This is a genomic window from Mesorhizobium sp. AD1-1, assembly GCF_020164655.1.
Taxonomy (GTDB): domain Bacteria; phylum Pseudomonadota; class Alphaproteobacteria; order Rhizobiales; family Rhizobiaceae; genus Mesorhizobium; species Mesorhizobium ciceri.
In genome coordinates this window covers 276,412-300,326 of the sequence record NZ_JAIUGP010000003.1, presented here as the reverse complement: position 1 = coordinate 300,326, position 23,915 = coordinate 276,412, and the positions used below count along the sequence as shown (strand labels likewise).

The 23,915-nt window shown below is 63.0% G+C and carries 23 protein-coding genes; 17 read left to right on the top strand and 6 right to left on the bottom strand.

Annotation, left to right across the window (positions count from 1 at the left end; genetic code table 11):
- Positions 1-86 precede the first annotated feature (86 nt).
- The 4 genes from thrS (at position 87) to LB519_RS08050 (ending at position 3,770) form a co-directional block, all read left to right on the top strand.
- Entirely contained in the window at positions 87-2,063 is a 1,977-nt protein-coding gene (gene thrS / locus LB519_RS08065) for a threonine--tRNA ligase (protein WP_127366465.1), read from the top strand.
- A gap of 84 nt (positions 2,064-2,147) precedes the next feature.
- Complete coding sequence (locus tag LB519_RS08060; protein WP_127366466.1) at positions 2,148-3,086, top strand: lysophospholipid acyltransferase family protein; 939 nt, start codon at positions 2,148-2,150, stop codon at positions 3,084-3,086.
- Positions 3,087-3,190: 104 nt separating this feature from the next.
- Complete coding sequence (locus tag LB519_RS08055) at positions 3,191-3,466, top strand: type II toxin-antitoxin system ParD family antitoxin (RefSeq protein WP_127366467.1); 276 nt, start codon at positions 3,191-3,193, stop codon at positions 3,464-3,466.
- A complete protein-coding gene (locus LB519_RS08050) occupies positions 3,456-3,770 on the top strand; it encodes a type II toxin-antitoxin system RelE/ParE family toxin (RefSeq protein WP_127366468.1) in 315 nt (104 codons plus the stop codon). The genes LB519_RS08055 and LB519_RS08050 overlap by 11 nt, the downstream gene beginning before the upstream one ends.
- 21 nt (positions 3,771-3,791) lie before the next feature.
- Here the strand turns inward: LB519_RS08050 and LB519_RS08045 are convergent, their stop codons facing one another.
- A complete protein-coding gene (locus LB519_RS08045; RefSeq protein WP_127366469.1) occupies positions 3,792-4,754 on the bottom strand; it encodes a hypothetical protein in 963 nt (320 codons plus the stop codon).
- A gap of 157 nt (positions 4,755-4,911) precedes the next feature.
- Between LB519_RS08045 and LB519_RS08040 the strand changes: the two genes are divergently transcribed.
- Together LB519_RS08040 and LB519_RS08035 are read left to right on the top strand one after the other, a co-directional pair.
- Positions 4,912-5,496 carry a nitroreductase gene (locus LB519_RS08040; protein WP_127366470.1) on the top strand — a complete coding sequence of 195 codons (585 nt, stop codon included), beginning with the start codon at positions 4,912-4,914 and terminating at the stop codon, positions 5,494-5,496.
- Positions 5,497-6,105: a flavin reductase family protein gene (locus LB519_RS08035; protein ID WP_024505354.1), complete on the top strand. Its 609-nt coding sequence runs from the start codon at positions 5,497-5,499 to the stop codon at positions 6,103-6,105.
- A 17-nt stretch (positions 6,106-6,122) separates the two neighbouring features.
- Here the strand turns inward: LB519_RS08035 and LB519_RS08030 are convergent, their stop codons facing one another.
- A complete protein-coding gene (locus LB519_RS08030; RefSeq protein WP_127370969.1) occupies positions 6,123-6,839 on the bottom strand; it encodes a TetR/AcrR family transcriptional regulator in 717 nt (238 codons plus the stop codon).
- Positions 6,840-7,235: 396 nt separating this feature from the next.
- On the opposite strand from LB519_RS08030, the gene LB519_RS08025 reads away from it, so the two are divergent.
- Positions 7,236-7,910 (top strand): methyltransferase family protein, encoded by a 675-nt coding sequence (locus LB519_RS08025; RefSeq protein ID WP_127367730.1) that lies wholly within the window; start codon positions 7,236-7,238, stop codon positions 7,908-7,910.
- 7 nt (positions 7,911-7,917) lie between these two features.
- On the opposite strand, the gene LB519_RS08020 is transcribed toward LB519_RS08025, so the two are convergent.
- Both LB519_RS08020 and LB519_RS08015 read right to left on the bottom strand, forming a co-directional pair.
- Positions 7,918-8,799, bottom strand: a complete 882-nt coding sequence (locus LB519_RS08020; protein ID WP_224619662.1) for an HpcH/HpaI aldolase/citrate lyase family protein — start codon at positions 8,797-8,799, stop codon at positions 7,918-7,920.
- A 2-nt stretch (positions 8,800-8,801) separates the two neighbouring features.
- Complete coding sequence (locus LB519_RS08015) at positions 8,802-9,254, bottom strand: MaoC family dehydratase (protein ID WP_024505350.1); 453 nt, start codon at positions 9,252-9,254, stop codon at positions 8,802-8,804.
- 151 nt (positions 9,255-9,405) lie between these two features.
- Between LB519_RS08015 and LB519_RS08010 the strand changes: the two genes are divergently transcribed.
- Positions 9,406-10,530, top strand: coding sequence for a DUF2336 domain-containing protein (locus LB519_RS08010; RefSeq protein WP_063167881.1), 1,125 nt, complete (start codon positions 9,406-9,408; stop codon positions 10,528-10,530).
- Here LB519_RS08010 and LB519_RS08005 read toward each other — a convergent pair.
- Both LB519_RS08005 and parE read right to left on the bottom strand, forming a co-directional pair.
- Positions 10,527-12,590 carry an FUSC family protein gene (locus LB519_RS08005; RefSeq protein ID WP_224619388.1) on the bottom strand — a complete coding sequence of 688 codons (2,064 nt, stop codon included), beginning with the start codon at positions 12,588-12,590 and terminating at the stop codon, positions 10,527-10,529. The two genes, LB519_RS08010 and LB519_RS08005, sit on opposite strands and share 4 nt — an antisense overlap.
- 45 nt (positions 12,591-12,635) lie before the next feature.
- Entirely contained in the window at positions 12,636-14,693 is a 2,058-nt protein-coding gene (gene parE, locus LB519_RS08000; RefSeq protein ID WP_224619386.1) for a DNA topoisomerase IV subunit B, read from the bottom strand.
- Positions 14,694-14,930: 237 nt separating this feature from the next.
- On the opposite strand from parE, the gene cpaB reads away from it, so the two are divergent.
- The 9 genes from cpaB to LB519_RS07955 all read left to right on the top strand — a co-directional run bounded on the left by cpaB (position 14,931) and on the right by LB519_RS07955 (position 23,758).
- Positions 14,931-15,857: a Flp pilus assembly protein CpaB gene (gene cpaB / locus LB519_RS07995; protein ID WP_318011918.1), complete on the top strand. Its 927-nt coding sequence runs from the start codon at positions 14,931-14,933 to the stop codon at positions 15,855-15,857.
- Positions 15,858-15,887: 30 nt separating this feature from the next.
- Positions 15,888-17,336 carry a type II and III secretion system protein family protein gene (locus tag LB519_RS07990; RefSeq protein ID WP_013531963.1) on the top strand — a complete coding sequence of 483 codons (1,449 nt, stop codon included), beginning with the start codon at positions 15,888-15,890 and terminating at the stop codon, positions 17,334-17,336.
- Between the two features lie 4 nt (positions 17,337-17,340).
- On the top strand, positions 17,341-17,610 hold the full coding sequence (locus LB519_RS07985) for a hypothetical protein (protein ID WP_013531962.1): 270 nt from the start codon (positions 17,341-17,343) through the stop codon (positions 17,608-17,610).
- A gap of 44 nt (positions 17,611-17,654) precedes the next feature.
- Positions 17,655-18,869, top strand: coding sequence for a CpaE family protein (locus tag LB519_RS07980; protein ID WP_224619384.1), 1,215 nt, complete (start codon positions 17,655-17,657; stop codon positions 18,867-18,869).
- Positions 18,866-20,287 carry a CpaF family protein gene (locus tag LB519_RS07975; RefSeq protein ID WP_013531960.1) on the top strand — a complete coding sequence of 474 codons (1,422 nt, stop codon included), beginning with the start codon at positions 18,866-18,868 and terminating at the stop codon, positions 20,285-20,287. The genes LB519_RS07980 and LB519_RS07975 overlap by 4 nt, the downstream gene beginning before the upstream one ends.
- 4 nt (positions 20,288-20,291) lie before the next feature.
- Positions 20,292-21,257, top strand: coding sequence for a type II secretion system F family protein (locus tag LB519_RS07970; protein WP_224619383.1), 966 nt, complete (start codon positions 20,292-20,294; stop codon positions 21,255-21,257).
- Position 21,258: 1 nt separating this feature from the next.
- Complete coding sequence (locus LB519_RS07965) at positions 21,259-22,221, top strand: type II secretion system F family protein (RefSeq protein WP_224619381.1); 963 nt, start codon at positions 21,259-21,261, stop codon at positions 22,219-22,221.
- 81 nt (positions 22,222-22,302) lie between these two features.
- A complete protein-coding gene (locus tag LB519_RS07960) occupies positions 22,303-23,127 on the top strand; it encodes a hypothetical protein (RefSeq protein ID WP_224619380.1) in 825 nt (274 codons plus the stop codon).
- A gap of 160 nt (positions 23,128-23,287) precedes the next feature.
- Entirely contained in the window at positions 23,288-23,758 is a 471-nt protein-coding gene (locus LB519_RS07955) for a hypothetical protein (RefSeq protein ID WP_013531956.1), read from the top strand.
- Positions 23,759-23,915: the final 157 nt, after the last annotated feature.

The following is a 23,915-nucleotide window of genomic DNA, read 5'->3' as shown; positions in this document are numbered from 1 at the left end:
CGTAACCCCAAAACCGTCCACACACTTTTGGGCGACATGCATTTCAACCACCCGCGCTCGTTTGCGGGACTGGATAGGAGATATACATGCTGAATTCCGTTTCCCTGACATTTCCCGATGGCTCCGTCCGCGAATACGACGCGGCGATGACCGGTGCCGGCCTCGCCGAATCGATCTCGAAGTCGCTGGCCAAGAAGGCGGTCGCCTATGCGATCGACGGCACCGTCCGCGATCTCAGCGATCCGCTTGGCAAATCCGGCAAGGTCGAGATCGTCACCCGCGACGACCCGCGCGCACTCGAACTGATCCGTCACGACGCCGCACATGTGTTGGCGGAAGCCGTGCAGGAATTGTGGCCGGGAACGCAGGTGACCATCGGGCCGGTGATCGAGAACGGGTTTTACTACGACTTCGCCCGCAACGAGCCGTTCACGCCTGACGATTTTCCCGTGATCGAGAAGAAGATGCGCGAGATCATTTCGCGCAACAAGCCGTTCACCAAGGAAGTCTGGTCGCGCGACAAGGCGAAGAAAGTGTTTGCCGACAAGGGCGAACGCTACAAGCTGGAGCTGATCGACGCCATTCCCGAGGATCAGGATCTCAAGATCTACGCGCAGGGCGACTGGTTCGACCTTTGCCGTGGCCCGCACATGGCCTCGACGGGGCAGATCGGCAACGCCTTCAAACTGATGAAGGTGGCCGGCGCCTATTGGCGCGGCGATTCGAACAATCCGATGCTGACCCGCATCTACGGCACGGCCTGGGCTGATCAGGCGCAGCTCGAAGCCTATCAGACGATGCTGGAGGAGGCCGAGAAGCGCGACCACAGGAAGATCGGCCGCGAGATGGACCTGTTCCATTTCCAGGAAGAGGGGCCTGGCGTCGTCTTCTGGCACGCCAAGGGCTGGAAGATGTTCCAGAACCTGGTCAACTACATGCGCCGCCGCCTCGACGAGCAGGGCTATCAGGAGGTCAACGCGCCGCAGGTTCTCGACAAGAGCCTGTGGGAGACGTCAGGCCATTGGGGATGGTATCGCGACGCCATGTTCAAGGTGACGGTGGCCGGCGACGATACCGATGACGACCGGATCTTCGCTCTGAAGCCGATGAACTGCCCGGGCCATGTGCAGATTTTCAAGCATGGGTTGAAGTCTTATCGCGATCTGCCTGTCAAACTTGCAGAATTCGGCAACGTCCACCGTTACGAACCATCCGGCGCGCTGCACGGGCTGATGCGTGTGCGCGGTTTTACGCAAGACGATGCGCACATCTTCTGCACCGAAGAGCAGCTGGCGGCGGAATGCCTGCGCATCAACGATCTGATCCTGTCGACCTATGCTGATTTCGGTTTCGACGAAATCAGCGTCAAGCTGTCGACGCGGCCGGACAAACGCGTCGGTACCGACGAGGCGTGGGATCACGCCGAGGCGATCATGGGCGGCGTGCTGGAGACGATCAGGACACGGTCCGGCAATCGCATCAAGACCTCGATCAATCCGGGTGAGGGCGCCTTCTACGGGCCGAAATTCGAATATGTGCTGAAGGATGCCATCGGCCGCGAATGGCAGTGCGGCACGACGCAGGTCGATTTCAACCTGCCGGAGCGGTTTGGCGCCTTCTACATCGGCTCGGATTCCGAGAAGAAGCAGCCTGTCATGGTTCACCGCGCCATCTGTGGCTCGATGGAGCGCTTCCTCGGCATCCTGATCGAGAACTATTCCGGCCATTTCCCGCTGTGGTTCGCGCCGCTGCAGGTGGTGGTGGCGACGATCACGTCGGATGCCGACGACTATGCGACCGAGGTGGTGGCAAAGCTGAAGGCCGCTGGGCTGTTGGCGGAAGCGGATCTGCGCAACGAGAAGATCAACTACAAGGTCCGCGAGCACAGCCTGGCCAAGGTTCCGGTCATCCTCGTCTGCGGCAAGCGCGAAGCGGAAGAGCAGACGGTCAACATGCGCCGACTGGGCTCGCGCGACCAGGAATCGCTTGGCCTTGACCAGGCGATCGCGCAACTGACCGAGGAAGCCGTCACACCCGACCGCCGGCGCACACGCGCGGCCTGATTGGCATAATTTCGACCAAATGGCGGTGGAGCGATCCACCGCCATTTTCATATCCCTGTCACGCCGACCTTGTAACGAGCCCCTATGCTCAAGTTGAAATTGCGCGAACGACCCTTTCCCGAGCTTTCCTATGCCAATCCGCGCCAGCCGGCGCTGACGCGCTGGTTCATACATTCGGTCGAAGGCTTGTCGGGCCGCGACCGCTACACAGCACTTTATGATTTCTGGCGCCGCCAGATCGTGCCGACCGGCGAACGCGTGTTCAGCCGCATGCTCGACCTGATCGACGTGCGGGTGCGGACCGCTGATCAGTGGCCACCCGCGCAATTGCCGGACACGCCGCTGGTGATCGTCGCCAATCATCCGTTCGGCATCGGTGACGGTATCGCCGTGCTGTCGCTGGCCGAGCAGCTCGGCCGTCCGTTCCGGGTGATGATCCACAAGGATCTGCTCAAGATCCGCGAGATGGAGCCTTATTCGCTGCCGATCGACTTTTCGGAGACCAAGGATGCGCTGAAGAACAACATGGCCGTGCGCCATGAAGCGGTGCGGTTGCTGAAAGAGGGCGTCACCATCGTGGTATTTCCGGCCGGCGGTGTCGCCACCGCGCCAAAGGGTTTTGGCCGGGCGCGCGATCTGCCGTGGAAGATGTTTCCGGCCCGCCTCGTCCAGGACGCCAGGGCGTCGGTCATCCCGATGCATTTTTCCGGGCAGAACGGCAGGCTGTTCCATCTTGTCAGCGGGCCGATGAACATGGCCGAGCGCGACGGCCGGGTGGCCAAGTTCGTCGGCAAGGCCTCGCTGACGCTGCGCACGTCGCTGCTCATCCACGAATTCGCGCGGCTGTCGGGCAAGGCGATCGACATGCGCGTCGGCGATGTGCTGAGCTGGAGCGAACTGGAGCCGTTGCGCGACCGCAAGGCCTTGCTCGACCGCCTCTATCGCGGCGTGTTCGACCTGGCGCCAGCTTTGCCACGCCGCCGGATCCCGTTCCTGCCGGCGCGGACCGAGCTGGCGGCTTGAACAATAAACGTCCGGCTCACAGGGCCGAGTCTTGGCTGGCCGTTGAGAAAAATAGTATGACACTGTAATGTCATGCGCTATATTGGGCAAGGAAAGAGCTTGCCATGAGAACCAGCAAACCGATCACCGTGACCCTCGGCCGCCAGCAGGCCAGCGTTGACGTACGCCTGGCGTCGGGTGCCTACGACTCCGCCAGCGAGGTCATGCGCGCCGCGCTGCGCGCCCTCGACCGCGAAGAGCAGACCATCACCGCGATCATGCGCGCCAAGGTCCAGGAAGCCCTTGACGACCCGCGTCCGGACATCCCGGCAGAAGACGTCTTCAAAGCGCTGCGCGCCCATCATGCGGATCGCATGAAGGCCTCCAAGCGTGACACATAAGGTCGTCTTCAGACCGGCGGCTCAAGCCGACCTCTTCGCCATCTACGACTACATCGAAAACGACAGCGGGAGCAGACGTGCCGACGACTATGTCGACCGCATAGAGGCCGCGTGCATGGCGCTGTCCAACTTCCCGGAGCGCGGGACCGTGCGCGACACCGTTGGCCCCGGCGTCCGCGTCGTCGGCTTTGAACGCCGCGTGTCGATCATTTTCCGGGTCGACGGTGACACCGTGGTCATCCTGCGCGTGCTCTACGGCGGACAGGATTATCCTGCTGGTTCAGAGGATGACGCAGACACCTGATTCTTCTGGTGGAATTTCGAACTAATCCGCGCCTTCTTCAGGATCCATCGCCGCGGCCTCGGTGGCCAGAACCTCGATTTCCTGGTTCTGCCCGGCCACGACCGTAAAATCCTTCTGGTAGATGCGGTCGCGGTTCTTGGCGATGATGGTGTAGTCGCCCTCGGCCAGCACCATCGAGGCGAAAGCGCCGACGGTTTCCTTGATCGGATCGCCGGACTCGTTGAGCAGTGACCAGGACGTGTCGGCGATCGCCTCGCCACCGGTTTCGCGCACCAACTTCATCGTGATCTCGGCGGCGTGATGCTCGACGGTGGCTTCGGTCAGCTTGCCGGCCTCGACGCGGATGTCGGAGCGAATGACTGCATTGACCGCGCCATAGGTCGAGACGACATGGTAGATGCCGGCGTTGAGCCGCACGACGCTGTTGGGCTCGACATCGGGAATGATCAGCGCGCGGTCGCCATTGGCCTCGGCAGTGCCCTCGTAGATCGAAAAGCGCAGCTTCTTCGGTGGAATGCGCACGCCGCCGGACAGCACGGCGTCGAGCTTGAGGCCGCCGGCATCGAGCACGAGGCTTTCGCGCTTGGCGTCCTTGCCGACAGTGATGCGTTTGGTGGCGCCGGCCCGGCCGTAGGAGGCGTGAACCAGATAGCTGCCGGGTTCGAGCTGGAAGACGGCGGTGCCGCCATGCGAGGAGGCGACCATCGGCAATTTGCCGTTGACGGCTTCCGGCTTGAAGACCCGCCAGACGATGCCACGCGTGATGTCGGAACCCTTGTCGGTCAACTGGGCAGAGAGTGTGATGGCACCGCCGCCGCTCAGCGCCAGTGACGTCTCGCCTTTCGGCGTCGCGTAGCTCGAAATTCCCGGAAGCTTCAGGTCGCTGACACCGTCGACATTCTGCGCCATGGCGAACGAAACCGGCGCCATGAACAGCAGGGCGCCGACCCAGACCAGGAAAAGACGGACAGTCCCCTCAAACATGCCTTGCGTTGAAGCCCATGGCGGTGGCAATTTCAAGGCTTAAGAGTCCGACCGATACGACTCTTCCGTCCGGCGTATCCCGCGCCAATGCCCGAGCCGCCCGAATCCCCGATGGTGCGCTTCAGCTCAAAACAGAATGTCCAGGAGACTTGCGCCCATGGCGTCGCCGATCATCGACTTCCTGCTGACCCGAAACTCCGCACCGATTCCAGATCTGAAGGAGCCGGCGCCGAGCGATGCGGAGATCGCGACAATGGTCACTGCTGCCTCCCGGGTGCCCGATCATGGCCGGTTGGAGCCCTGGCGCTTCATCCTCTACCGTGGCGACGCCCGCGTCGAGATCGGCAGGCAACTGGCAGCACTTGCCGAGCAGCGGGAGGGCCCATTGACGGAGGGCCGCCGCAATCAGGAACTGGCGCGGTTCTCGCGCGCACCGCTGGTGATCGGCGTCGTATCTGTCCCCAGGGAGAATCCAAAAATCCCGCAATGGGAAATGTTCCTGTCGGGCGGCATGGCGGCGATGAACCTGATGATATCAGCCAACGCGCTGGGCTTTGGCACCAACATGATCAGCAACTGGTATTCGGATGTGCCGGAGGGCAGGGCACTGCTGGGGCTGGCGCCGCAGGAGCGGGTCATCGGCTTCATTCATATCGGCTCCTATGCCGGCCCGGCGCCGGAGCGGCCCCGGCCCGATCCGGCAAAGCTGTACAGTGACTATTCGGGGCCGTGGGTCGGCTGAATGTTCTACGAGCCTTCAAAGGGCCACGGCCTGCCGCACGACCCTTCGAAGGCGATCGTGGCGCCGCGTCCGATCGGCTGGATTTCGACACTGAACAGGGCTGGTGAGATCAACCTCGCGCCATATTCCTTCTTCAATGCCGTTTCGACGCGGCCTTTCATCGTCTGGTTCTCCTCCGAAGGCGAGAAGGACAGCGCCTCCTTCGCCCAGGAAACCGGCGAGTTCGTCGCCAATCTGGTCAGCCGCGATCTCGCGGAGAAGATGAACCGCACGTCGGTCAATGCTCCGCGCGGCGTCAACGAGTTCGTCTATGCCGATCTTGCCATGGCGCCGTCGCGCCTGGTCGCCCCGCCGCGCGTGGCGGCAGCGCCGGCCGCGCTCGAATGCCGGGTGACTGAAGTTTTTCGGCCAAAGGCCCTGGACGGGTCGCCGACAAGTGCCGTCATCGTCGCCGGTGAAGTGGTCGGCGTGCATATCGACGACGCCTTCCTGACGGACGGCCTGTTCGACATCACCAAGGCCGGCAATGTCGCTCGTCTCGGCTATATGGACTATGCCAGCGTCGACGAGGTGTTTTCGATGCGCCGGCCACGCTGGGACAAGGACTAGATATCAGGCTCGGCCAGTTACCGCGCCTGACCGGCACTCGTTCGCCGCCTGGCAGTCATGACGGTGCGCACATAGCCGGGCTCGCCGATCCGAATGCTTCCATCGGGCAGGCCCAGTATGCGGTCGAGGGCGATCTCGTAGAGCCTGACGCGTTTCTCCAGGACTTCGATCGCGGCCTCCATGTCGGCGTCGCTGCCGCCGGCAATGGCCTTGGCCACGACATCACGCGTGGCCATGCCGAATTGCATGACGATGTCGGCGACACCTTCCGGATCGAAGGTCCTGAAAGTGCCGTCTTCGATTCCTTGCCTGATGACCTTGGCCAGCAGCGGTGAAAACGACGCGCTGGCGGCCAGATTGATACGGTGGAAAAGCACCAGATTCTCAGGCCGGAACATCGTCTCGAAAAGAGCCCAAGCTTCCGGCGCGGTTTCGATCTTGGCCCGCCGCGACTGGCTGAGCAGGCCATTCAGGCGGCCAAGCGGGTCGAGGCCGGGATCGTGGAGTATGTCCTGGACCCCAGCCAGTGCCTGTCTTGCAAAGCGATCGGCCAATGCCTCCAGGAGAGCCTCCTTGGAGGGGAAGTAATGATAGAAAGCACCCTTCGAGATGCCGGCGGACGCAATCACGTCATTGAGGCTCGCTTTGTCATAGCCCTGGGTCAGGAACAGGGCCTGGGCATGGTCCAGAAGTTCTTCTCGCCTGAGTTCTGGATGCTTGATGACACGGGGCATGACGAACTTTCTGCACGTGATGGCTGCTCCCGTCCAGTCCCGACGTCGGCAGCCAGGGCAACGAATTTCGGGTTAACGGGTCCCTTCGGAGCCTCCGCCTGCGCGTTGGCTGACGGAGCATCAAACGAAAAACCCGCCTGTGCGGCGGGCCACTGGCGCAAATCAGCACCATGGGCAAAAATGTACCATAGCTGAGATCACCGAGTCAAGAAAAAATTCCTATCACGGAGGCTGCCCGGCAAAAGCGGCCAACACAACCGACTGCTGCAAGCCTTTTGTTAAGCTGGAGTTCGGAGCCTCGGGTCGAAGGTTCGCTTGAACTATAGACCAGTGGTCTGTATGGTAGACCAATGGTCTAAAATACCAATCATCAGCGGATATCAAGGCAGGTCGATCATGATCGCGAAATTGGTTCTTCAGACATTCGTCTGGTTCGTCGCTATGGGCGCCTTGCTCTTCCTGTCGGCCGGCACGCTGCATTGGCCGGGGGCCTGGGTCTATCTGGTGGGGATGGTGGGCCTCAGTCTCACCTTTGGCGTGGCGCTGGCGAGGCGCGATCCCGGCCTGATGAATGAGCGGCTGAGCTCTCCCATCCAGAAGAATCAGGACGCGGCCGACAAGGTGCTGCTGTCCATACTTCTGCTCGCCATCTTTGGTTCTCAGATATTCATGGGATTCGACGTTCGTTTCGGCTGGTCGGCGGTTCCCGTCTGGGTGCAGGTGGTCGGCGCACTGGTCCTGCTGCTCGGAATCTGGATCTGCTATCTGACGATGCTGGAGAACAGTTTTGCGGCGCCCGTGGTCAAGATCCAGGACGAACGCGGACAACGTGTGATCTCCACCGGGCCTTACAGCTACGTTCGCCATCCGATGTATGCCGGCGCCATCCTCTTCTTCGCCGGCACGGCACTTCTGCTTGGTTCCTGGTGGGGGCTGGCGTCGGTGCTCGTGCTCGTCGTTCTCTTGGCCATCCGCACCTTCATCGAAGAGAAAACGCTTCGCGCCGGTCTGCGCGGCTATGACGACTATGTGGCCCGGGTCCGTTACCGCCTGATTCCATTGGTTTGGTAGCAGGCGCTCAGGCGGAAACACCTGCCGCCTTTGCCCGCGCCAGAAGCCGCTCGGCCAGCCGCAGGTGCGGGCGGTCGAACATCTTGCCGTCGATAGCGACGACGCCGGGGCTTCCCGCTGCCGCGAACGCAGCAACGATTGCCGCCGATTGTCTCACCGCCTCGGCCGACGGCGTGAAGGCTGCGTTGATGACCGGCACCTGATCGGGGTGGATCGCCATCTTGCCGGTGAAGCCATCGCGTTCGGCCTCGGCGCACTCCGCGGCGAAGGCCGCCATGTCGCGAAAATTCGGGAAGACGGTGTCGATCGCCGCGACCTCCGCCGCACCGGCGGCGAGTATGGTCATGGTGCGAGCATGACGGAACACGTCCGTGTAGCGGCCATGCTCGTCGCGGGCGCTGCGCGCGCCGAGCGCCGCCGACAGGTCTTCCGCGCCCCAGGTGAGCCCGGCAAGCCGCGCGCTGGTCCCGGCATAGGTTGCCGCCGCCAGCACGCCTGCCGGCGTTTCGGTGATGATCGGCAGGATCTTGATCGCGCCGTCGGCCAGGCCGTTTTCGGCCTCGCGCACCCTGAGTTTTGCCGACAGGTGCTGCACATCCTGGCCGCCGTTCGACTTGGGCAGCATGATGCCGTCGGGTTTCGCCGGAACCAGCGCCGCCAGATCGTTATCCGTCAGCCCGGTCGCGAGGTCATTGACCCTGACATAGATGGCGGAAGTCGTTTGTGCCCTGCGTTCCAGGATGAAGCGCGCCGCTACGCCGCGCGCCAGCGCCTTGTTGTGCGGCGCCACGGAATCCTCGAGGTCGACGATGACCACGTCGGCGCCGGCACCAAAACCCCTTTCCAGCTTCCTCTCGGAATCACCGGGGACGAACAGCAGCGAGCGCATGATCAGGCCGCCTTCTTCAGCATCATCGCTTGCCTGGTGCATTTGGCGACGAGATCGCCATGCTGGTTGTAGGCGCGATGCTCGAATTCGACGATGCCGCGATCGGGCTTCGACCTGGACTCGCGCACCGAGATGACTGTCGTTTCGACGCGAACGGTATCGCCATGGAAGACCGGATGCGGAAACACGGTTTCCTTCATGCCGAGATTGGCCACCGTGGTGCCGACGGTGATGTCATTGACCGAAATGCCGATCATCAGCCCGAGCGTGAACAGCGAATTGACCAGCGGCTTGCCCCATTCGCTCCTGGCGGCGAAATCGAAGTCGATGTGCAGCGGCTGCGGGTTCAGCGTCATCACCGAAAACAGCATGTTGTCGCTTTCGGTAACGGTCTTGCGCAGCGTGTGCTGGAAGACATGGCCGACGACGAACTCTTCGAGATAAAGTCCGGCCATTTCTTTCTCCTCAGGTGCTTGACGGTTGATAGGCGCTGCAAATCAGCCTCGCAAGCCAGTTAATGAACATGGTGAACGGTTCGTAAACCAATTCTGCCTACGGTCGTCAGTGGGGTCGGAACCTTCCGGCAAGGGGCGTAAGCAGGCGGGCATGGTTGTTGTTTCGCATTTCCTGAAGTGGATCTACACGGCCAAGGTGTCGGAGCGCGCCGCGGCGGCGAGCGCTCTGGCCCGAGCCTACATCAATTCCGAATTGCCCTTCGAGGACCGCTGCGCCGCAGAGGCGGCGCTGACACTGTTGCTCGACGATGCCTCGTCGAAGGTGCGGCTGGCGATGGCCGAGGCGCTGTCGATGAGCCAACACGCGCCAATGCAGATCATCAGCGTGCTGGCCTCCGACCAGCCGGAAGTCGCCGGCGTGGTGCTGGCGCGCTCGCCGCTGCTCACCGACGCCGACCTGATCAACCGCGTGGCTTCGAGTCCGAAGGCGACGCAAAAACTGATCGCAGACCGGCCGCTCGTCTCTATGGCGCTGTCGGCGGCCATCGCGGAGATCGGCGAGGCGGACGCCTGCGCCGTGCTGCTCGCCAACAGCGGCGCCGACATCGCCTCGCTCAGCTTCCGCCGCATGGCCGAACGGCATGGGCACCTGCCGCTGGTGCGCGAGGCGCTGATATCGGATGTCAGGCTGCCGGCCGACTGCCGGCATATGCTGCTCGTCAAGCTTGGCGAAATGCTGAAAACGTCGCCACTGGTGATGGCGATGATGGGCGCGGCGCGAGCCGACCGCGTCATGCGCGACGCCTGCGTCAAGGCTTCGGTGACGCTGATCGAAGGCACGCGCACGGAAGAACATGCGGCCCTGATCGAGCATCTCAGGCTGCGTGGCGACCTCACCGCGAGCTTCCTCATCCGCACCATCGCGCATGGCAAGGTCGATTTCTTCGGCTCGGCACTGGTTGCGCTCAGCCAGCAGTCCGAACAACGTGTGAGGGCGCTGCTGGCCGGCGGGCACGACGTGGCCTTGCAGGCATTGTTCCGCAGCGCCGGGCTCGCCGGCGCCACGCACGCCATCATCCTGCGTGCGCTGAAGATCTGGCGCGAGGTCGCCAACGGCAAGCGCGTCGCCGGTGTGCAGGAGGTCAGCTGGCTGATGCTCAAGGAGGTGGGCGGTCAATCCGCCGAGGGTGATCTCGCCGCCTTGGTCAAATCGATCCATCTCGACGCGCTGCGCGAAAACGCACGCGGCCACGCGCTGGCGATAGCGGCCGCCTAGCCTTTATCCCTGGCGAAAAAATCCGGAAAATCCTCCATCGCGGCGGCGATGATGCGCAGCGATGCCGCGATCTGCAGCAATTCCCCGGTACCGTTTCGCTGCGCAATGCTCGCCGCATATTGCCGGGCGACGGTGACGGTTGATGTCTGCGGATCGCCGGGGGCGCGGAAGAGCAGTTCGCGCGCCAGCCCTCTCAGGAAGTTGGCGATCGAAAGCGCGGTCTCGGATGGGATGGCATGGCTTTGGCTCGCATCGCGCAGCCGAAGGACCTCCAGGCCGACGGTGACGGCGGCGACGCCGCCGCCCAGAACCGCATCGCCTTTCTGACCGGCATTCTGCACCAGCGGCATCAATTGGTTGATGCGGTCGTAGGCGAGGCTCTCGAAGGCCGACCGCCTCGGCACCCGCTCATGCAGGCAAAGCCGCGCCAGATCCTCACGCATGGCGCGCACGATGCGGTTGGCCGCGAGCCAAGGATCGGCCGGCAGCACGACGATGAAGACACCGATCGCCAGCAGGATGCCGACCAGGATCGACGCCGAACCGGCGAAGAAGGGTCCGGGATCGTAGGTCATCGCCTGGTGTGGACTGAGGAAGGCGAGAAAGTTGATGGCGAAAGCCGTCGCCACGCCGACATAACGTGGATTGGCCATGGCCAGCGCCGTCGGCACCAGGATCGGCACGACAAACAGCATGAACCAGCCGAAGCCGGGCAGGGCAGGCAATGCGATCTGGCCGACGAGAAAGGCAAAGGGCAGCGCCAGAAGCGTTCCCTTGAAGAAACCCCAGGCGACCTGCACAGGGTCGGGGCGAGCAGCAAACAGGCTCGACACGACGGCGACGAGAATGACCGTGCCGGCGGCTTCCGACCATTTCGTCGTCAACCAGAAGGCCGCGACCAGCAGCGTCGCAAGGGCAGCGCGCACCGCGTTGCGCGATGCGCCGGCGTAATCGCGATGCACCACCAGCGCAGGCTGCCTGCTGCCCCTGGCCGGGCGCGTGGCAGGCGCACGCAGGGCATCGAGGCCGCGCAGCACCTGCTTGAGCGCATCGGCGAAATCGGCGGCAATGGTCAGGCGGGTGATCGTGCCAACCCTGTCGCCTTGGTCGGTTGAGGCATCGGGCATTTGCCGGGCCTTGGCCGAGATGGTGTCGAGCCGCGCCACCCAAGGCGTGGTGTCGTCCAGCGCGCCGGGCTTCGTGGCCATTTCACCGACAAGGGCCTGCAACTCCGAACGCACCGGAATGAGCGCCGCATTCTTCGGAGCGGCATGCGAATGCAACGCACGTGCCGCCGACAACGCCGAGAGCAGTTGTCCGATCGTGCGCCGGACCGGATGGGCGCGCGGCGCGAAGCTCGGCGCCTCGAGCCTGGCATAGGCGCGCATCTCGCCGAGCGTCTGGGTATCCGTGACCAGCTTTCGGTGCAGCGCGGACAGCGTTGCCGGGTCGCCGCCGGAGAACGCACCGCCGGCATAGGTGGCAAGATCGAGGATGCAGCGTTTCAGGCGCGAGACGATGGCGTCGCTGGCCAGTTTTGGCAGGATCAGCCGGCTGGTCAGGCCGGCGCAGACGATGCCGAGCACGATCTCGGCACAGCGCGCGACAGCGAGGTCGACGACGAGATGCGGCTGTCCGAAAGCGGGCAGGCCGATGATCATTGCGGTGTAGCCGGCAAGCGCAGCGCCATAGGCTTCCGGATTGCGCAGCAGCGACGAGACGAAGGTGCAGATGCCGATCCAGATGGCAAGCACAGTCACCAGCACCCAGGGGTTGGTGCCGAAAACGGTGGTGATGCCGATCGCGGCGATGCCGCCGACCAGCGTGCCGAGCAGCCGGTAAAAGCCCTTCGCCAGCACCATGCCGGCAACCGGCTGGGCGACGATGAACACCGTCATCATGGCCCATTGCGGATGGTCGAGCTTCAGCGCATAGGCTGCCAGCAGCGCGATCAAGCCGGCTGAAACGGTGCGCAAGGCAAAGATCCAGTCGGAGCGCGTCGGCTGCGTCAACCCGGCTAAACTCGTCTCGAAATAGCCTTTCAGCCGCGTCCTGGTCACATGCTCGTCTCCGCAACTGGAGCCTTGTTATGGACCGGCTGGCGGCTAGATATCCAGCACTTCCGTCTCGGCGAATTCGGCGCGTTCCTGGATGAAGCGGAAGCGGGCCTCCGGCTTCGTGCCCATCAACGCATCGACGGCGTCCTTGGTCGCCGTCTCGGCGTCGATTACATCGATCCTGAGCAGCGTTCGCTTCCTCGGATCCATGGTGGTTTCCTTGAGCTGGGCGGCCATCATCTCGCCCAGACCCTTGAAGCGGCCCAGTTCCACCTTGCCGCGCCCGGTGAATTCGGTGCGCAGGAGCTCGTCCTTGTGGGCGTCGTCTCGGGCATAGGCGACCTTGCCGCCTTGCCTGATCGAGTAAAGCGGCGGCACGGCGAGATAGAGATGGCCGCCACGCACCAGCGCCGGCATCTCCTGGTAGAAGAAGGTGATCAGCAGCGAGGCGATATGGGCGCCGTCGACATCGGCGTCGGTCATGATGATCACGCGGTCGTAGCGCAGATCCTCATCGCGGTACTTCGAACGCGTACCGCAGCCGAGCGCCTGGATCAGGTCCGAAATCTGTTGGTTGGCCGCCAGCTTATCGTTGCCGGCGCTGGCGACGTTGAGGATTTTGCCGCGCAATGGCAGCACGGCCTGGCTGGCGCGGTCGCGCGCCTGCTTGGCCGAGCCGCCGGCCGAGTCGCCTTCGACGATGAACAGTTCTGCACCGGCCGCGGCATTCTGCGTGCAGTCGGCGAGCTTGCCCGGCAGCCGCAGCTTGCGCACCGCGCTCTTGCGCGACACTTCCTTTTCCTGGCGCCGGCGCACCCGCTCGTCGGCGCGTGCGATCACCCATTCGAGCAGCTTCGAGGCTTCCTGCGGATTGTCGGCCAGCCAATGGTCGAACGGATCGCGGATCGCGCTCTCGACAATTCGAATTGCCTCGATCGTCGCCAGCCTGTCCTTGGTCTGTCCGACGAATTCCGGCTCGCGGATGAACACCGACAGCATGCCCGCCGCCGAGATCATGACGTCTTCCGAGGTGACGATCGAGGCGCGCTTGTTGCCGACGAGGTCGGCATAGGCGCGCAGGCCCCGCGTCAGAACGCTCCGGAAGCCGGCCTCGTGGGTGCCGCCTTCGCCGGTCGGGATGGTGTTGCAGTAGGAATTGATGAAGCCGTCGCCGCCGAACCAGGTCACCGCCCATTCGAGCGAGCCATGGCCGCCCTGTTTCTCGCTCTTGCCGGCGAAAATCTCGCGCGTCACCTGGAAGTCGTCGCCGAGCGATGCCTTGAGATAGTCCTTCAGGCCGCCGGGAAAATGGAATTCCGCCTTGGCCGGCGTCTGGTCTTTTTCCTTGATCAGCGACGGATCGCAGGTCCAGCGGATTTCGACGCCGCCGAACAGATAGGCTTTCGAGCGCGTCATACGGTAGAGCCGCGCCGGTTCGAACGCCGCGCCCTTGCCGAAAATCTGCTCGTCGGGGTGGAAGCGGATCTTTGTGCCGCGCCGGTTGTGGACCTCGCCCAACTGTTCCAGGCCGGTCACGGGAACGCCGCGCGAGAATTTTTGCCGATAGAGTTGCCGTCCCCGCGCGACCTCGACCTCGAGATGGTCCGACAGCGCATTGACCACGGACACGCCGACGCCATGCAGGCCGCCTGATGTCTCGTAAACCTTGGAGTCGAACTTGCCGCCCGAATGCAGCGTCGTCATGATCACTTCAAGCGCCGGCTTCTTGAACTTCGGGTGCGGATCGATCGGGATGCCGCGGCCATTGTCCGTCACGGCGAGATAGCCGTCGGCCGAAAGCTCGACATCGATGAAGGTGGCGTGGCCGGCAACCGCTTCGTCCATCGAATTGTCGATGACCTCGGCGAACAGATGGTGCATCGCCTTGTCGTCGGTACCGCCGATATACATGCCTGGCCGGCGGCGCACCGGCTCCAGCCCTTCCAGCACCTCGATGTCGGCGGCGCTATAGCCCTCGCTGCCGTCCTTGGTCGAGGCAGGACGCTTGGTGGCTTGCACCACCAGTGGATCCGCCGGGCGCGCAGCGGTACGCACCGGCTGCGGCTGCTTGTCCATATTGCCGAAGAGATCGTTGCTGTCGTCCATGCCTGCCATAGGTTCCGGTGCTGCGAATCACCTCGCGATACTGCCACGCTTTTCAGCGCCAAGCGACCGAGGTTCCTGTTCCGTTCGGGGATCTGGGCCCTCTTACCCCAAAACCATTCGATAACCAAGCCGGCGGAAATAGATCCGATACCAACGCCCGGGATTCCTGATTCTTTAACAATGCCGCCTAACGTGAGCCCAACTAAATAAGAAACTGCTGATATCAGGGGTTTAGGCGTGAGGGGCAAGGCCATATCGATGATCGGCATCGCCGCCGTTTTCGGCGCGATCTCGATCTTTGCCGCGGATTTCTGGGTCAAAAGCCAGGCCAAGGCCGATTCCGAAGAGAAGACGTCGTCGATTCCGGCACCTGTCGTGCCGAAAGTCGAATTCAAGACCATCGTGGTGGCGAATGCCCCGTTGCGCTACGGCATGGAGCTCGACCGCGCGCAGCTCAGCGAAATCCCGTGGTCGCAAGAGTCCGTGCCGCAGGGCGCCTTCACCACCATCAATGCGTTGCTCGCCGACGGCACTCGCGTGGTGCTGTCGCCGATCGAGGTCAACGAACCGGTGCTGCTGACCAAGCTGTCCGGGCCAAATGGCCGCGCGACGCTCTCCAACATGATGACGCCCGGAATGCGGGCGGTGACCATCCGTACCGACGAGATCGCCGGGGTTGGCGGCTTCGTCACGGCGGGCGACCGGGTTGATGTCGTGCTGACACGCGATGCCGGCGAAATCCAGGAAGTGGCCAAGAATGCGCAAGGCGCTGCCGGTTCCACCATCACCTCCGAGATCGTTGTCGCCGATGCCAAGGTGCTGAGCGTCGGGCAGGGCGCCGACGAGCGCCAGACGACGCCGCAGATTTCCAATTCGGTGACAATCGAGGTGACGACGGACGGCGCGCAGAAAGTAGCGCTGGCCCGCACCGTCGGCACGCTCTCGCTGTCGCTTCGGTCCGCCAGCGAAGGCGGTGACGGCAAGAACGGCGTCACCACCATCTCCTCCTTCGGCGGATCGGTCGCCTCGAATGTGCAGGCCGCCGCCGGCTCGGTGTTCGACGCCGTCACCAAGGAGCCGGAGAAACCGAAGTTCAAGACGGTCATCGTAACGCGCGGCACGAAGGCCGAGGAATACCAGGTTCCTTCGCGGGACCAGAAATAAACCAGTGGGGACTGGGTGAGGGACGGGACAATGTTCGGGCTGTTCATATATCGGGTCATGACGCGGTTGCGCGTTTTGCGCGCCGTGGCTGTCGCGTCTTCGCTGGCCGCTGCGGCGATGCTGGCCTTGGGCGCCTCGGCGGCGAGAGCTGACAACGACGTCGTCTACGTGTCGTCGACCAAGAATGCGTCAATCAAGGTTGCCAAGGGCAAGCCGAAGACGATCATCACCAGTGCTGCCTTCTACCAGATCGTCATCGGCGATCCGGAGATCGCCAACGTCAATCCGCTGACCGACAAATCCTTCTATGTGCTCGGCAACAATCTCGGCACCACCGGGATTGCGCTGTTCGATGAGAAAAAGCAGCTTGTCGGCACCGTCGACATCGAGGTGACGCTCGACACCGACCAACTGGCCAGCACCATTCGCGCCAGCGTGCCGGATGCCAGGATCAAGGTCGGATCGGCCAATGGCCGTGTCGTGCTGTCGGGCGAGGCCGACGATGCCGTCGCCGCCGAAAAGGCAAACAAGATCGCGACGCGCTTTTCCGGTGCCGAGGAGGTGATCAACTCGGTCAACATCTCATCTTCGCAGCAGGTCCAGCTCAACGTCCGCTTTGTCGAGATCAACCGCCAGGCGGGCCAGGATCTGGGTGCCAAATACGCCGCCAATTTCGCCTATGGCCTTGGCGGCCGCGACGTCTCGATCGATCCGGGCACAGTGCCGACGGCCGGTACTGGCGAGATCATCGGTCGTCTCCTATCGAACGGCGTATCGATCGATATTGCCATCAAGGCGCTGGAGGAGCGCGGCTTGGCGCGGCGACTGGCCGAGCCGAACCTGATCGCCCGGTCCGGTCAGACGGCGAGCTTCCTCGCCGGCGGCGAGTTCCCGATCCCGGTCTCGGAGGACAACGGCAAGATCTCGGTCAGCTACAAGAAATACGGCGTCAGCCTGGATTTCACGCCGACGGTTCTGAAAGACGGGCTGGTCAGCCTTGATATCGCGCCGGAAGTCTCCTCGATCGATGCGTCGGCCTCCTACAATATCGGGACGATCTCGGTTCCTGGCTTCATCGTGCGGCGTGCCAGGACGTCAGTCGACCTGAAGAACGGCCAGAGCTTCATGATCGCTGGACTGCTGCAGTCGCAAAACGACATCACCACGTCGCGCATTCCGGGCCTCGGCAAGATGCCGGTGCTTGGGGCGCTGTTCTCGTCGAAATCCTATCAGCGGCGCGAGACCGACCTCGTCATCATCGTAACGCCCTATCTGGTCAAGCCGGTCGATCCGTCGAAGAAGCTCGTCGAGCCGACAGATGGCACGCAGCCGGCCAGCAATGCCGACTATTTTCTCAACAACACCGAGGAAGTGAAGGATTCCGATGCCGGTCGCACCGTGGCGCTGGCAGACGGCCGCGTCACTCAACCTGCAGCGGCCGCTTCGGCTGGGCATTTCCTCGACCTGCCGAAGGATTGAAGCCATGCGTCTGGTCTTTGGATCGAGCGTCGCCTTGCTGCTGGCCGGCTTTGCCGCTGGCTGCACCAGCGACGACTATGTGCGCAGCGAAGGGCCAACGGCCGGCGCCGGCAATGCGCAGGCCGCCAACACCGTCATGCAGATGGTCGATCCCTGGAAATACGGGGTCCAGAACACCAGGCTCCTGGTGCCGGCCCAACGAGGCAGTGCCGCGGCTGTCACACCCGATCAGGCGGCCGGTGCCAAGGCGTCGCAGTCGACCACAGGCAACTGATTCAACGGGCAACTGGTCAACGGGCGACCTGACAGGCTGACAGAATGGCAAACGGCATCAAGACCAGGAACATCCTGCTCGTATCGACCGACAGGACGTTTGCGCAGGACACGCGCACCGCATTTTCCGCCTCCGAGATCATACAGCTCTCGACGGTGGAGAAGAACGTTACCGAGTTGCGCGGCGAGATCCAGGAAGCCGACTTCGGCGCCATCATCGTCGACATGGATGCGGCAAGGCTGGAGGAGGTCGAGTCGCTGCAGCGCATCATGCGTCGGCTGGAGGACAAGGTTCCGGTCGTCGTCGTCACCCAGGAGTTCAATGCGGCCGCGGTGCGTATTCTCGTGCAGCTCAAGGTCGCGGATTTCCTGGTCAAGCCGATCACCACGGCCGATCTGGTGCGCTCCGTGGTACGGGCGCTGCAAGGGCCCGGGCGCGAGGAAAACACCGAGTCGCAAATCTATACCTTCATGCCTGCGGCGGGCGGCGTCGGCACCACGACGCTGGCGCTGCAGACCGCCTTCCAGCTGCATCACTCGGTGACGCGCGGAGCCTCGACCTGCGTCGTCGATCTCAACTTCCAGCAGGGCGCCTGTGCCGAATATCTCGACCTCGAACCGCGTTTCGACATCACCGAGATCGAGAACCAGCCCGAGCGTCTCGACCGCCAACTGCTCGACGTGATGCTGTCCAAGCATGCCAGCGGGCTTTGCGTGCTGGCGGCGCCGGCGCATCCAGCCGAGATGCGCTCGTTCAAGACCGATGTCGTGGTGCGCATGCTGGATCTCGTTTCGGCCTATTTCGACAATGTCGTCATCGACATGCCCCGCACCTGGTTTCCATGGACGGAGACCGTGTTGCTCGGTTCCAACAAGCTCTACATCGTCGCGGAAATGACGGTGCCGTGCCTGCGCCACACCCAGCGGCTGATCCAGGCGGTCTACGAGACGGCCGGCAAGGAAGTGAAGCCGAACGTCATCGTCAACCGTTTCGAACAGAAGATGTTCGATAACGGCATCAAGCAGGCGGACGTCCAGGAAATCCTTGGCGAGCATTTCGTCGGCGGCATCGCCAACAACTACCGGCTGGTGCGCGAAGCAGTCGATCGCGGCGTACCGCTGCACGAGATCGATCCGAACGCCAATGTCGTCAACGATCTGAAGAAGATCATCCTGCCGGAAGAAGCGGTCCCGACCCGGGCGAAATCGCGCTCGCTGTTTGGCATGGGCCGTGGATTGCTGAAGAGGAAAGCCGGATGACCAGCCGCTTCTCCACCCTGCAGAACCGCGATGCGCGTCCGCAGCGCGCGCCTGAGACGACGCCGGTCGCCCATCATGCCGTCGTCATACCAACCAGCCGAAAGGCTTTGCCGGCAAAGCCGGAAGCAGCGCTGGCAAAGAATGCCAACAAGGTGCTCGATGCGCGCGTGCGTATCCACCGGCTGCTGCTCGAAGAGATCAATCTTGTCGCGCTGGAGCGTTTGCCGAAGGATGAGATGCGCCGGCAAGTGCATGACTTCGTTTCGGAAAAGACCAAGCAGGAGCGGATGGCGATCAACACCGTCGAGCTTGACGCTCTGGTCGACGACATCGTCGACGAGATGGTCGGCCTCGGTCCGCTCGAGCCGCTGCTCAAGGACCCCGACATCAACGATATCCTGATCAACGGCCACATGAACTGCTTTGTCGAAAAGAAGGGAAAGCTGCAGCCGGTCCACATTCCGTTCAAGGACGAGGCGCATCTCCTGCGCATCGTCAACAAGATCGTCGCCGCGGTCGGTCGCCGCGTCGACGAATCGCAGCCGATGGTCGATGCCCGCATGCTGGACGGCTCGCGTTTCAACGCGGCCATCCGTCCGGTTGCGGTCGACGGCCCGCTGGTGTCGATCCGCAAATTCTCCAAGAACAAGCTCGGCCTGCATAAACTGGTCGAATTCGGCGCCATCACCCAGAACATGGCCGAAGTGCTGGCGGCGGCCGTGCATGCCCGCAAGACGACGATCATTTCGGGCGGCACCGGCACCGGCAAGACGACCATGCTCAATGCACTGTCGGCCTTCATTCCGGAAGACGAGCGGCTGATCACCATCGAGGACGCGGCCGAGCTCCAGCTGCAGCAGCCGCATGTCGCGCGCATGGAAACGCGGCCGGCCAACATCGAAGGCCATGGCGAGCTGAAGCAGCGCGACCTGGTCAAGAACGCACTGCGCATGCGCCCCGACCGCGTCATCCTCGGCGAGTGCCGCGGCGAGGAGGCTTTCGACATGCTGCAGGCAATGAACACCGGCCACGAAGGGTCGATGGCGACCATCCATGCCAACACGCCGCGCGACGCCATTTCGCGGCTCGAGCAGATGCTTGGCATGACCGGCATGCCGATGACGGTGCAGTCGATCCGCAGCCAGATCGCCAGCGCGCTCGACCTGATCGTCCAACTGACGCGCCTGTCCGACGGCAAGCGCAAGGTGACCAGTGTCGCCGAAGTGACCGGCATGGAAGGCGATGTCATCCAGATGCAGGAGATCTTCCGCTTCGTGCGCACCGGCATGGAGGCCGACGGCAAGATTCTGGGCCACTACGAGGCGACCGGCATCCGGCCGCGCTTCCTCGAGGACCTGCGCGCCATGGGCATCGAGTTTCCCGGACGATATTTCGAACCCGGCCGGCCGCAGGAGTAGCCAAGTGTTCGATGGAATGAGCGCGATCTATGTCGTCTATGCCGCGGCCGCGCTGACCGGCATCCTGATCGCCGAGGCCTGTTACCTGCTTTATGCCGGCCGCAGCGACAAGCGCACCGCCATCAACCGGCGCATGAGGCTGCAGGAAAACAAGATCAGCCAGGAGCAGGTGCTCGTCCAACTGCGCAAGGAGCGCGGCCTTGACGCGGGCACGCCGCTGTTTTCGGCGGACCGGTTTCGCGCTCTGCGAACCCAGTCGGGCATGATCATGCCGCTGTCGAAATTCCTCATGATCACCTGCGGCGTGGCGATGGCGATGGCCTTGGTCGCCATCTGGTACGGCTTGCCGCCGCTGATGGGGTTCGTCCTGTTCGTGGTGCTCATGCCGCTGTTGCCGGTGCTGGCGCTGCGTTTCAAGCGCAAGCGCCGGCTGAAGCGGTTCGGCATGCAGTTGCCGGAGGCGCTGGAACTGATCACGCGTGGCCTGAAGGCCGGCCATCCGGTGCCGGTGGCGATCGCCATGGTGGCGCGCGAGATGCCCGACCCGATCGGCAGCGAGTTCGGCGTCATCGCCGACGAAGTGACCTACGGATCCGATCTGGTTTCGGCGTTGAACTCGCTGTTCGACCGGGTCGGCCAGGAGGATCTGCCGTTGTTCGTCACCGCCGTCTCGATCCAGACCAGTTCGGGCGGCAATCTGCGCGAGATCCTCGACGGCCTGGCGACGACGATTCGCGAGCGCGGCAAGCTGCGCCGCAAGGTGCGCGCCATTGCGACAGAAGGCCGGATGTCGGCCTACATTCTGACGGCCGTGCCGGCGTTGCTGTTTGCCGCCATCATGGCACTGATGCCGGGCTTCTACAGCGACGTCTGGGGCGAGCCGAAGACCTGGTATCTGCTTGGCGCGTCGATCACCTGGCTGATGCTGGGCAATCTGATGATGTTCAAGATGTCGAATTTCAAGTTCTGACATGCAGGGTTTCATCGGATTCCTCGCCTCGCTTGCGCCGACCTCATTGATGCCGGTGGCCATCCTGCTGCTGGCGGTGGGTGCTGCCGCTGTTGCCTGGCCTGTTGTCATGGCGAAGGGCGATCGCAACGAGGTCATGCGCCGGCTCAGGGTCGACAACGGTCCCGTGGCCGCCAAACCGGAGCCGGTGCAAAAGAAGAATACCGGCATCGTGCGCGAGAAGGCGGTGAAGCGGGCGCAGGAATTCTACGCCAGGAGCGATCCGGAAAATGTCGCCCGGCTGCGCATGAAGCTTATCCAGGCGGGCTACATGGAGCCGCGCGCTGTCGGTACGTTCTTCCTGATCCGGTTCACCGCGATGATCGGCACGGCAATCGGTGTGTTTGTGCTCAACCGCTGGATGGCCAGTCCGGACGCAACGATGGCCAGCCGCTGGACATTCGTCATCCTGTCGGGTGCGGCCGGTTATTTCCTGCCCGGCCTGGTGCTGAGCCAGAAAGTGCGGGAACGCAGGCGTGAGTACCGCAACGGGTTTCCCGATTTCATGGACCTGATGATTGTCTGCTCGGATGCCGGCATGAGCATGGAGGCAGGCATAGAGCGCGTCTCCAAGGAACTCGCCAAGACTTATCCCGCGCTCAGCCAGAACCTGCAGCTGGTGTCGCTGGAGCTGAGGGCCGGGCGCAGCCTCGACGATGCGCTGAAGGCGCTCGCCGATCGCCTCAGCCTGGACGAGGTGCGTTCCTTCGCCACGCTGCTGCAGCAGTCCAAGGAACTCGGCACCAGCCTGTCGGGGGCGCTGCGCGTCTTCTCCGACGACATGCGCCATAAGCGTATGTCGTTGGCCGAGGAAAAGGCGCACGCTCTGCCTGCCAAGATGTCGGTGCCCGTGGTTGTGTGCATCCTGCCGGTGGTGCTGATGATCGCGGCCATTCCAGTCATCGTCAAAATGACGGCGCACTAGCGAGCGCTCCACAAAAGCCCTAGCAAGGGGCTGACAAACCATTGTTCTCGACCGAACCCGGCTTTGCAGGTGAGAAAGTCCATGCTGCTGCGCACCCTCTTCTTTGGCCTTGCCGCGGCCAGCCTGTCGCCCGCCTGGGCCGTGGCCGGCGATTGCGGCGATGCCGCCGCCTTGGTGCAGCAGGCCTATCCCAAAGCTCGAAAGAGCGCCGACGGCACCTCGTTCACGCTCGAACCCCACACCAGCATTGCCCTGACATTCGCGTATGGCGATCCGCCAGGGCTGGTTTGCAAGATCTGGCCCGCCCATGACGACCTGCTGTTGGTCGCAGTGCCGCTGATGGACGGGTCCCAACCCAGCGACTACGCGCATGCCGGCGATATCGAGCTTTTGATTGTCGACAGGAAGAGCCGGCAGGTGCGCCAGCGCCTGCTCCAGCCCGGGCTGATGAATGATGATGCCATCGCCATCCGCCAGGTGGAACTTGATACCGGCCGCTATGCGCTGGCGCCCGATGTTACTGCCTTTGGCCTGCGCATCGAAATGGCAAACAATTCGCTGCCTAATCCGTTCAGTGAAACCGACCTGCGGCTCTATGCCGTCGATGGCGATTCCCTGAGGATGGTGCTCGATGGTCTGGTCGTGGCCGGCAATGGCGGCGAGGGTGATACCAATTGCGCCGGATCCTTCCATACCAGTCGGGTTAGCCTGGCGATGAGCCCGGCCAAACATCATGGCTACCACGACATAACGGTGGTCGAGCGAATGGATACCGACAATCCGTTGCCCGACAAGGATGGCGAGTGCCAGTCCCATCCCGGCAAGTCCGTGAGCCAAACCTACCGGCTGCGCTATGACGGCAGCCGGTATACGGCTCCTGCGGGGCTCAAAGCCCTGGAGCCGTGAGGACGCCGCTGGCTGCGACTGAAGCACCGCGGCCTGGTGGTTAATGGCTGGTGTGCCCGAAGCCGAATTTTGGCGGCGTTTCGGCACCGAAGTTTAATCGCCGCTGATATATTGTGTTTCCTGAAGAACGACCCGGCAAATCGGGCGATGAGGCAGGGGCATGCGTCACAATAATTTCCCGGCAATGGCCACGATGGCGGCCGTCTTGATGATGTCTGGCTGTTCGACGAGTGGCGTCGACACCACCAAGACCACCGCCATCCAACCGGCGGCTAAAGACACCGAAACCTCCGATCTGGCGCAAGGCAAGGCGCAGTTTCGCGACGCCAATTACGGCCTCGCCGAAAAGCACTTCCGCAAGGCCGTCGAGTTGAAGGCCGACAATGCGGAGGCCTGGATGGGGCTCGCGGCTTCCTATGATGAACTCGGCCGCTTCGACTTCGCCGACCGTGCCTACGGCCAGCTTCTGAAAGTCGCCGGTCGCAGGCCGCAGATCGTCAACAATATGGGTTATTCGCAACTGCTGCGCGGCAATCGCAAGAAGGCCAAGGCGCTGCTGCTCGAAGCGAAGGCCGGCATGGCCGATCCCACCGTCGTCAACGCCAACCTCGCTCTCCTGAACAAGGGTTGATCTCGCGTCCAATGGTCCGGTTTCGGGACGCGTGCCATCGACGCTTTGTAAACCCTATCTGCAGGTTGCATCGATGGATCGCCTGAAAATCCGTATCTGGGGGCAACCGCTGACCTAGAATGCAGCGCAACCGCCGACGCTCGAGAGGCCCTTGCCC

Excerpts from the sequence above, each read along its gene's own strand:
- thrS (WP_127366465.1), top strand. The coding sequence starts at position 87 with ATGCTGAATTCCGTTTCCCTGACATTTCCCGATGGCTCCGTCCGCGAA.
- LB519_RS08015 (WP_024505350.1), bottom strand. The coding sequence starts at position 9,254 with ATGGCCGGACTTTATCTCGAAGAGTTCGTCGTCGGCCATGTCTTCCAG.
- LB519_RS08030 (WP_127370969.1), bottom strand. The coding sequence starts at position 6,839 with ATGCCCCGTGTCATCAAGCATCCAGAACTCAGGCGAGAAGAACTTCTG.
- LB519_RS08040 (WP_127366470.1), top strand. The coding sequence starts at position 4,912 with ATGGCGTCGCCGATCATCGACTTCCTGCTGACCCGAAACTCCGCACCG.
- LB519_RS07960 (WP_224619380.1), top strand. The coding sequence starts at position 22,303 with ATGCTGCTGCGCACCCTCTTCTTTGGCCTTGCCGCGGCCAGCCTGTCG.
- LB519_RS07980 (WP_224619384.1), top strand. The coding sequence starts at position 17,655 with ATGGCAAACGGCATCAAGACCAGGAACATCCTGCTCGTATCGACCGAC.
- LB519_RS08025 (WP_127367730.1), top strand. The coding sequence starts at position 7,236 with ATGATCGCGAAATTGGTTCTTCAGACATTCGTCTGGTTCGTCGCTATG.
- LB519_RS07965 (WP_224619381.1), top strand. The coding sequence starts at position 21,259 with ATGCAGGGTTTCATCGGATTCCTCGCCTCGCTTGCGCCGACCTCATTG.
- LB519_RS07990 (WP_013531963.1), top strand. The coding sequence starts at position 15,888 with ATGTTCGGGCTGTTCATATATCGGGTCATGACGCGGTTGCGCGTTTTG.
- LB519_RS08055 (WP_127366467.1), top strand. The coding sequence starts at position 3,191 with ATGAGAACCAGCAAACCGATCACCGTGACCCTCGGCCGCCAGCAGGCC.
- LB519_RS08035 (WP_024505354.1), top strand. The coding sequence starts at position 5,497 with ATGTTCTACGAGCCTTCAAAGGGCCACGGCCTGCCGCACGACCCTTCG.
- LB519_RS08020 (WP_224619662.1), bottom strand. The coding sequence starts at position 8,799 with ATGCGCTCGCTGCTGTTCGTCCCCGGTGATTCCGAGAGGAAGCTGGAA.
- LB519_RS08045 (WP_127366469.1), bottom strand. The coding sequence starts at position 4,754 with ATGTTTGAGGGGACTGTCCGTCTTTTCCTGGTCTGGGTCGGCGCCCTG.
- parE (WP_224619386.1), bottom strand. The coding sequence starts at position 14,693 with ATGGACGACAGCAACGATCTCTTCGGCAATATGGACAAGCAGCCGCAG.
- LB519_RS08060 (WP_127366466.1), top strand. The coding sequence starts at position 2,148 with ATGCTCAAGTTGAAATTGCGCGAACGACCCTTTCCCGAGCTTTCCTAT.
- LB519_RS07985 (WP_013531962.1), top strand. The coding sequence starts at position 17,341 with ATGCGTCTGGTCTTTGGATCGAGCGTCGCCTTGCTGCTGGCCGGCTTT.
- LB519_RS07955 (WP_013531956.1), top strand. The coding sequence starts at position 23,288 with ATGCGTCACAATAATTTCCCGGCAATGGCCACGATGGCGGCCGTCTTG.
- LB519_RS07975 (WP_013531960.1), top strand. The coding sequence starts at position 18,866 with ATGACCAGCCGCTTCTCCACCCTGCAGAACCGCGATGCGCGTCCGCAG.
- LB519_RS08010 (WP_063167881.1), top strand. The coding sequence starts at position 9,406 with ATGGTTGTTGTTTCGCATTTCCTGAAGTGGATCTACACGGCCAAGGTG.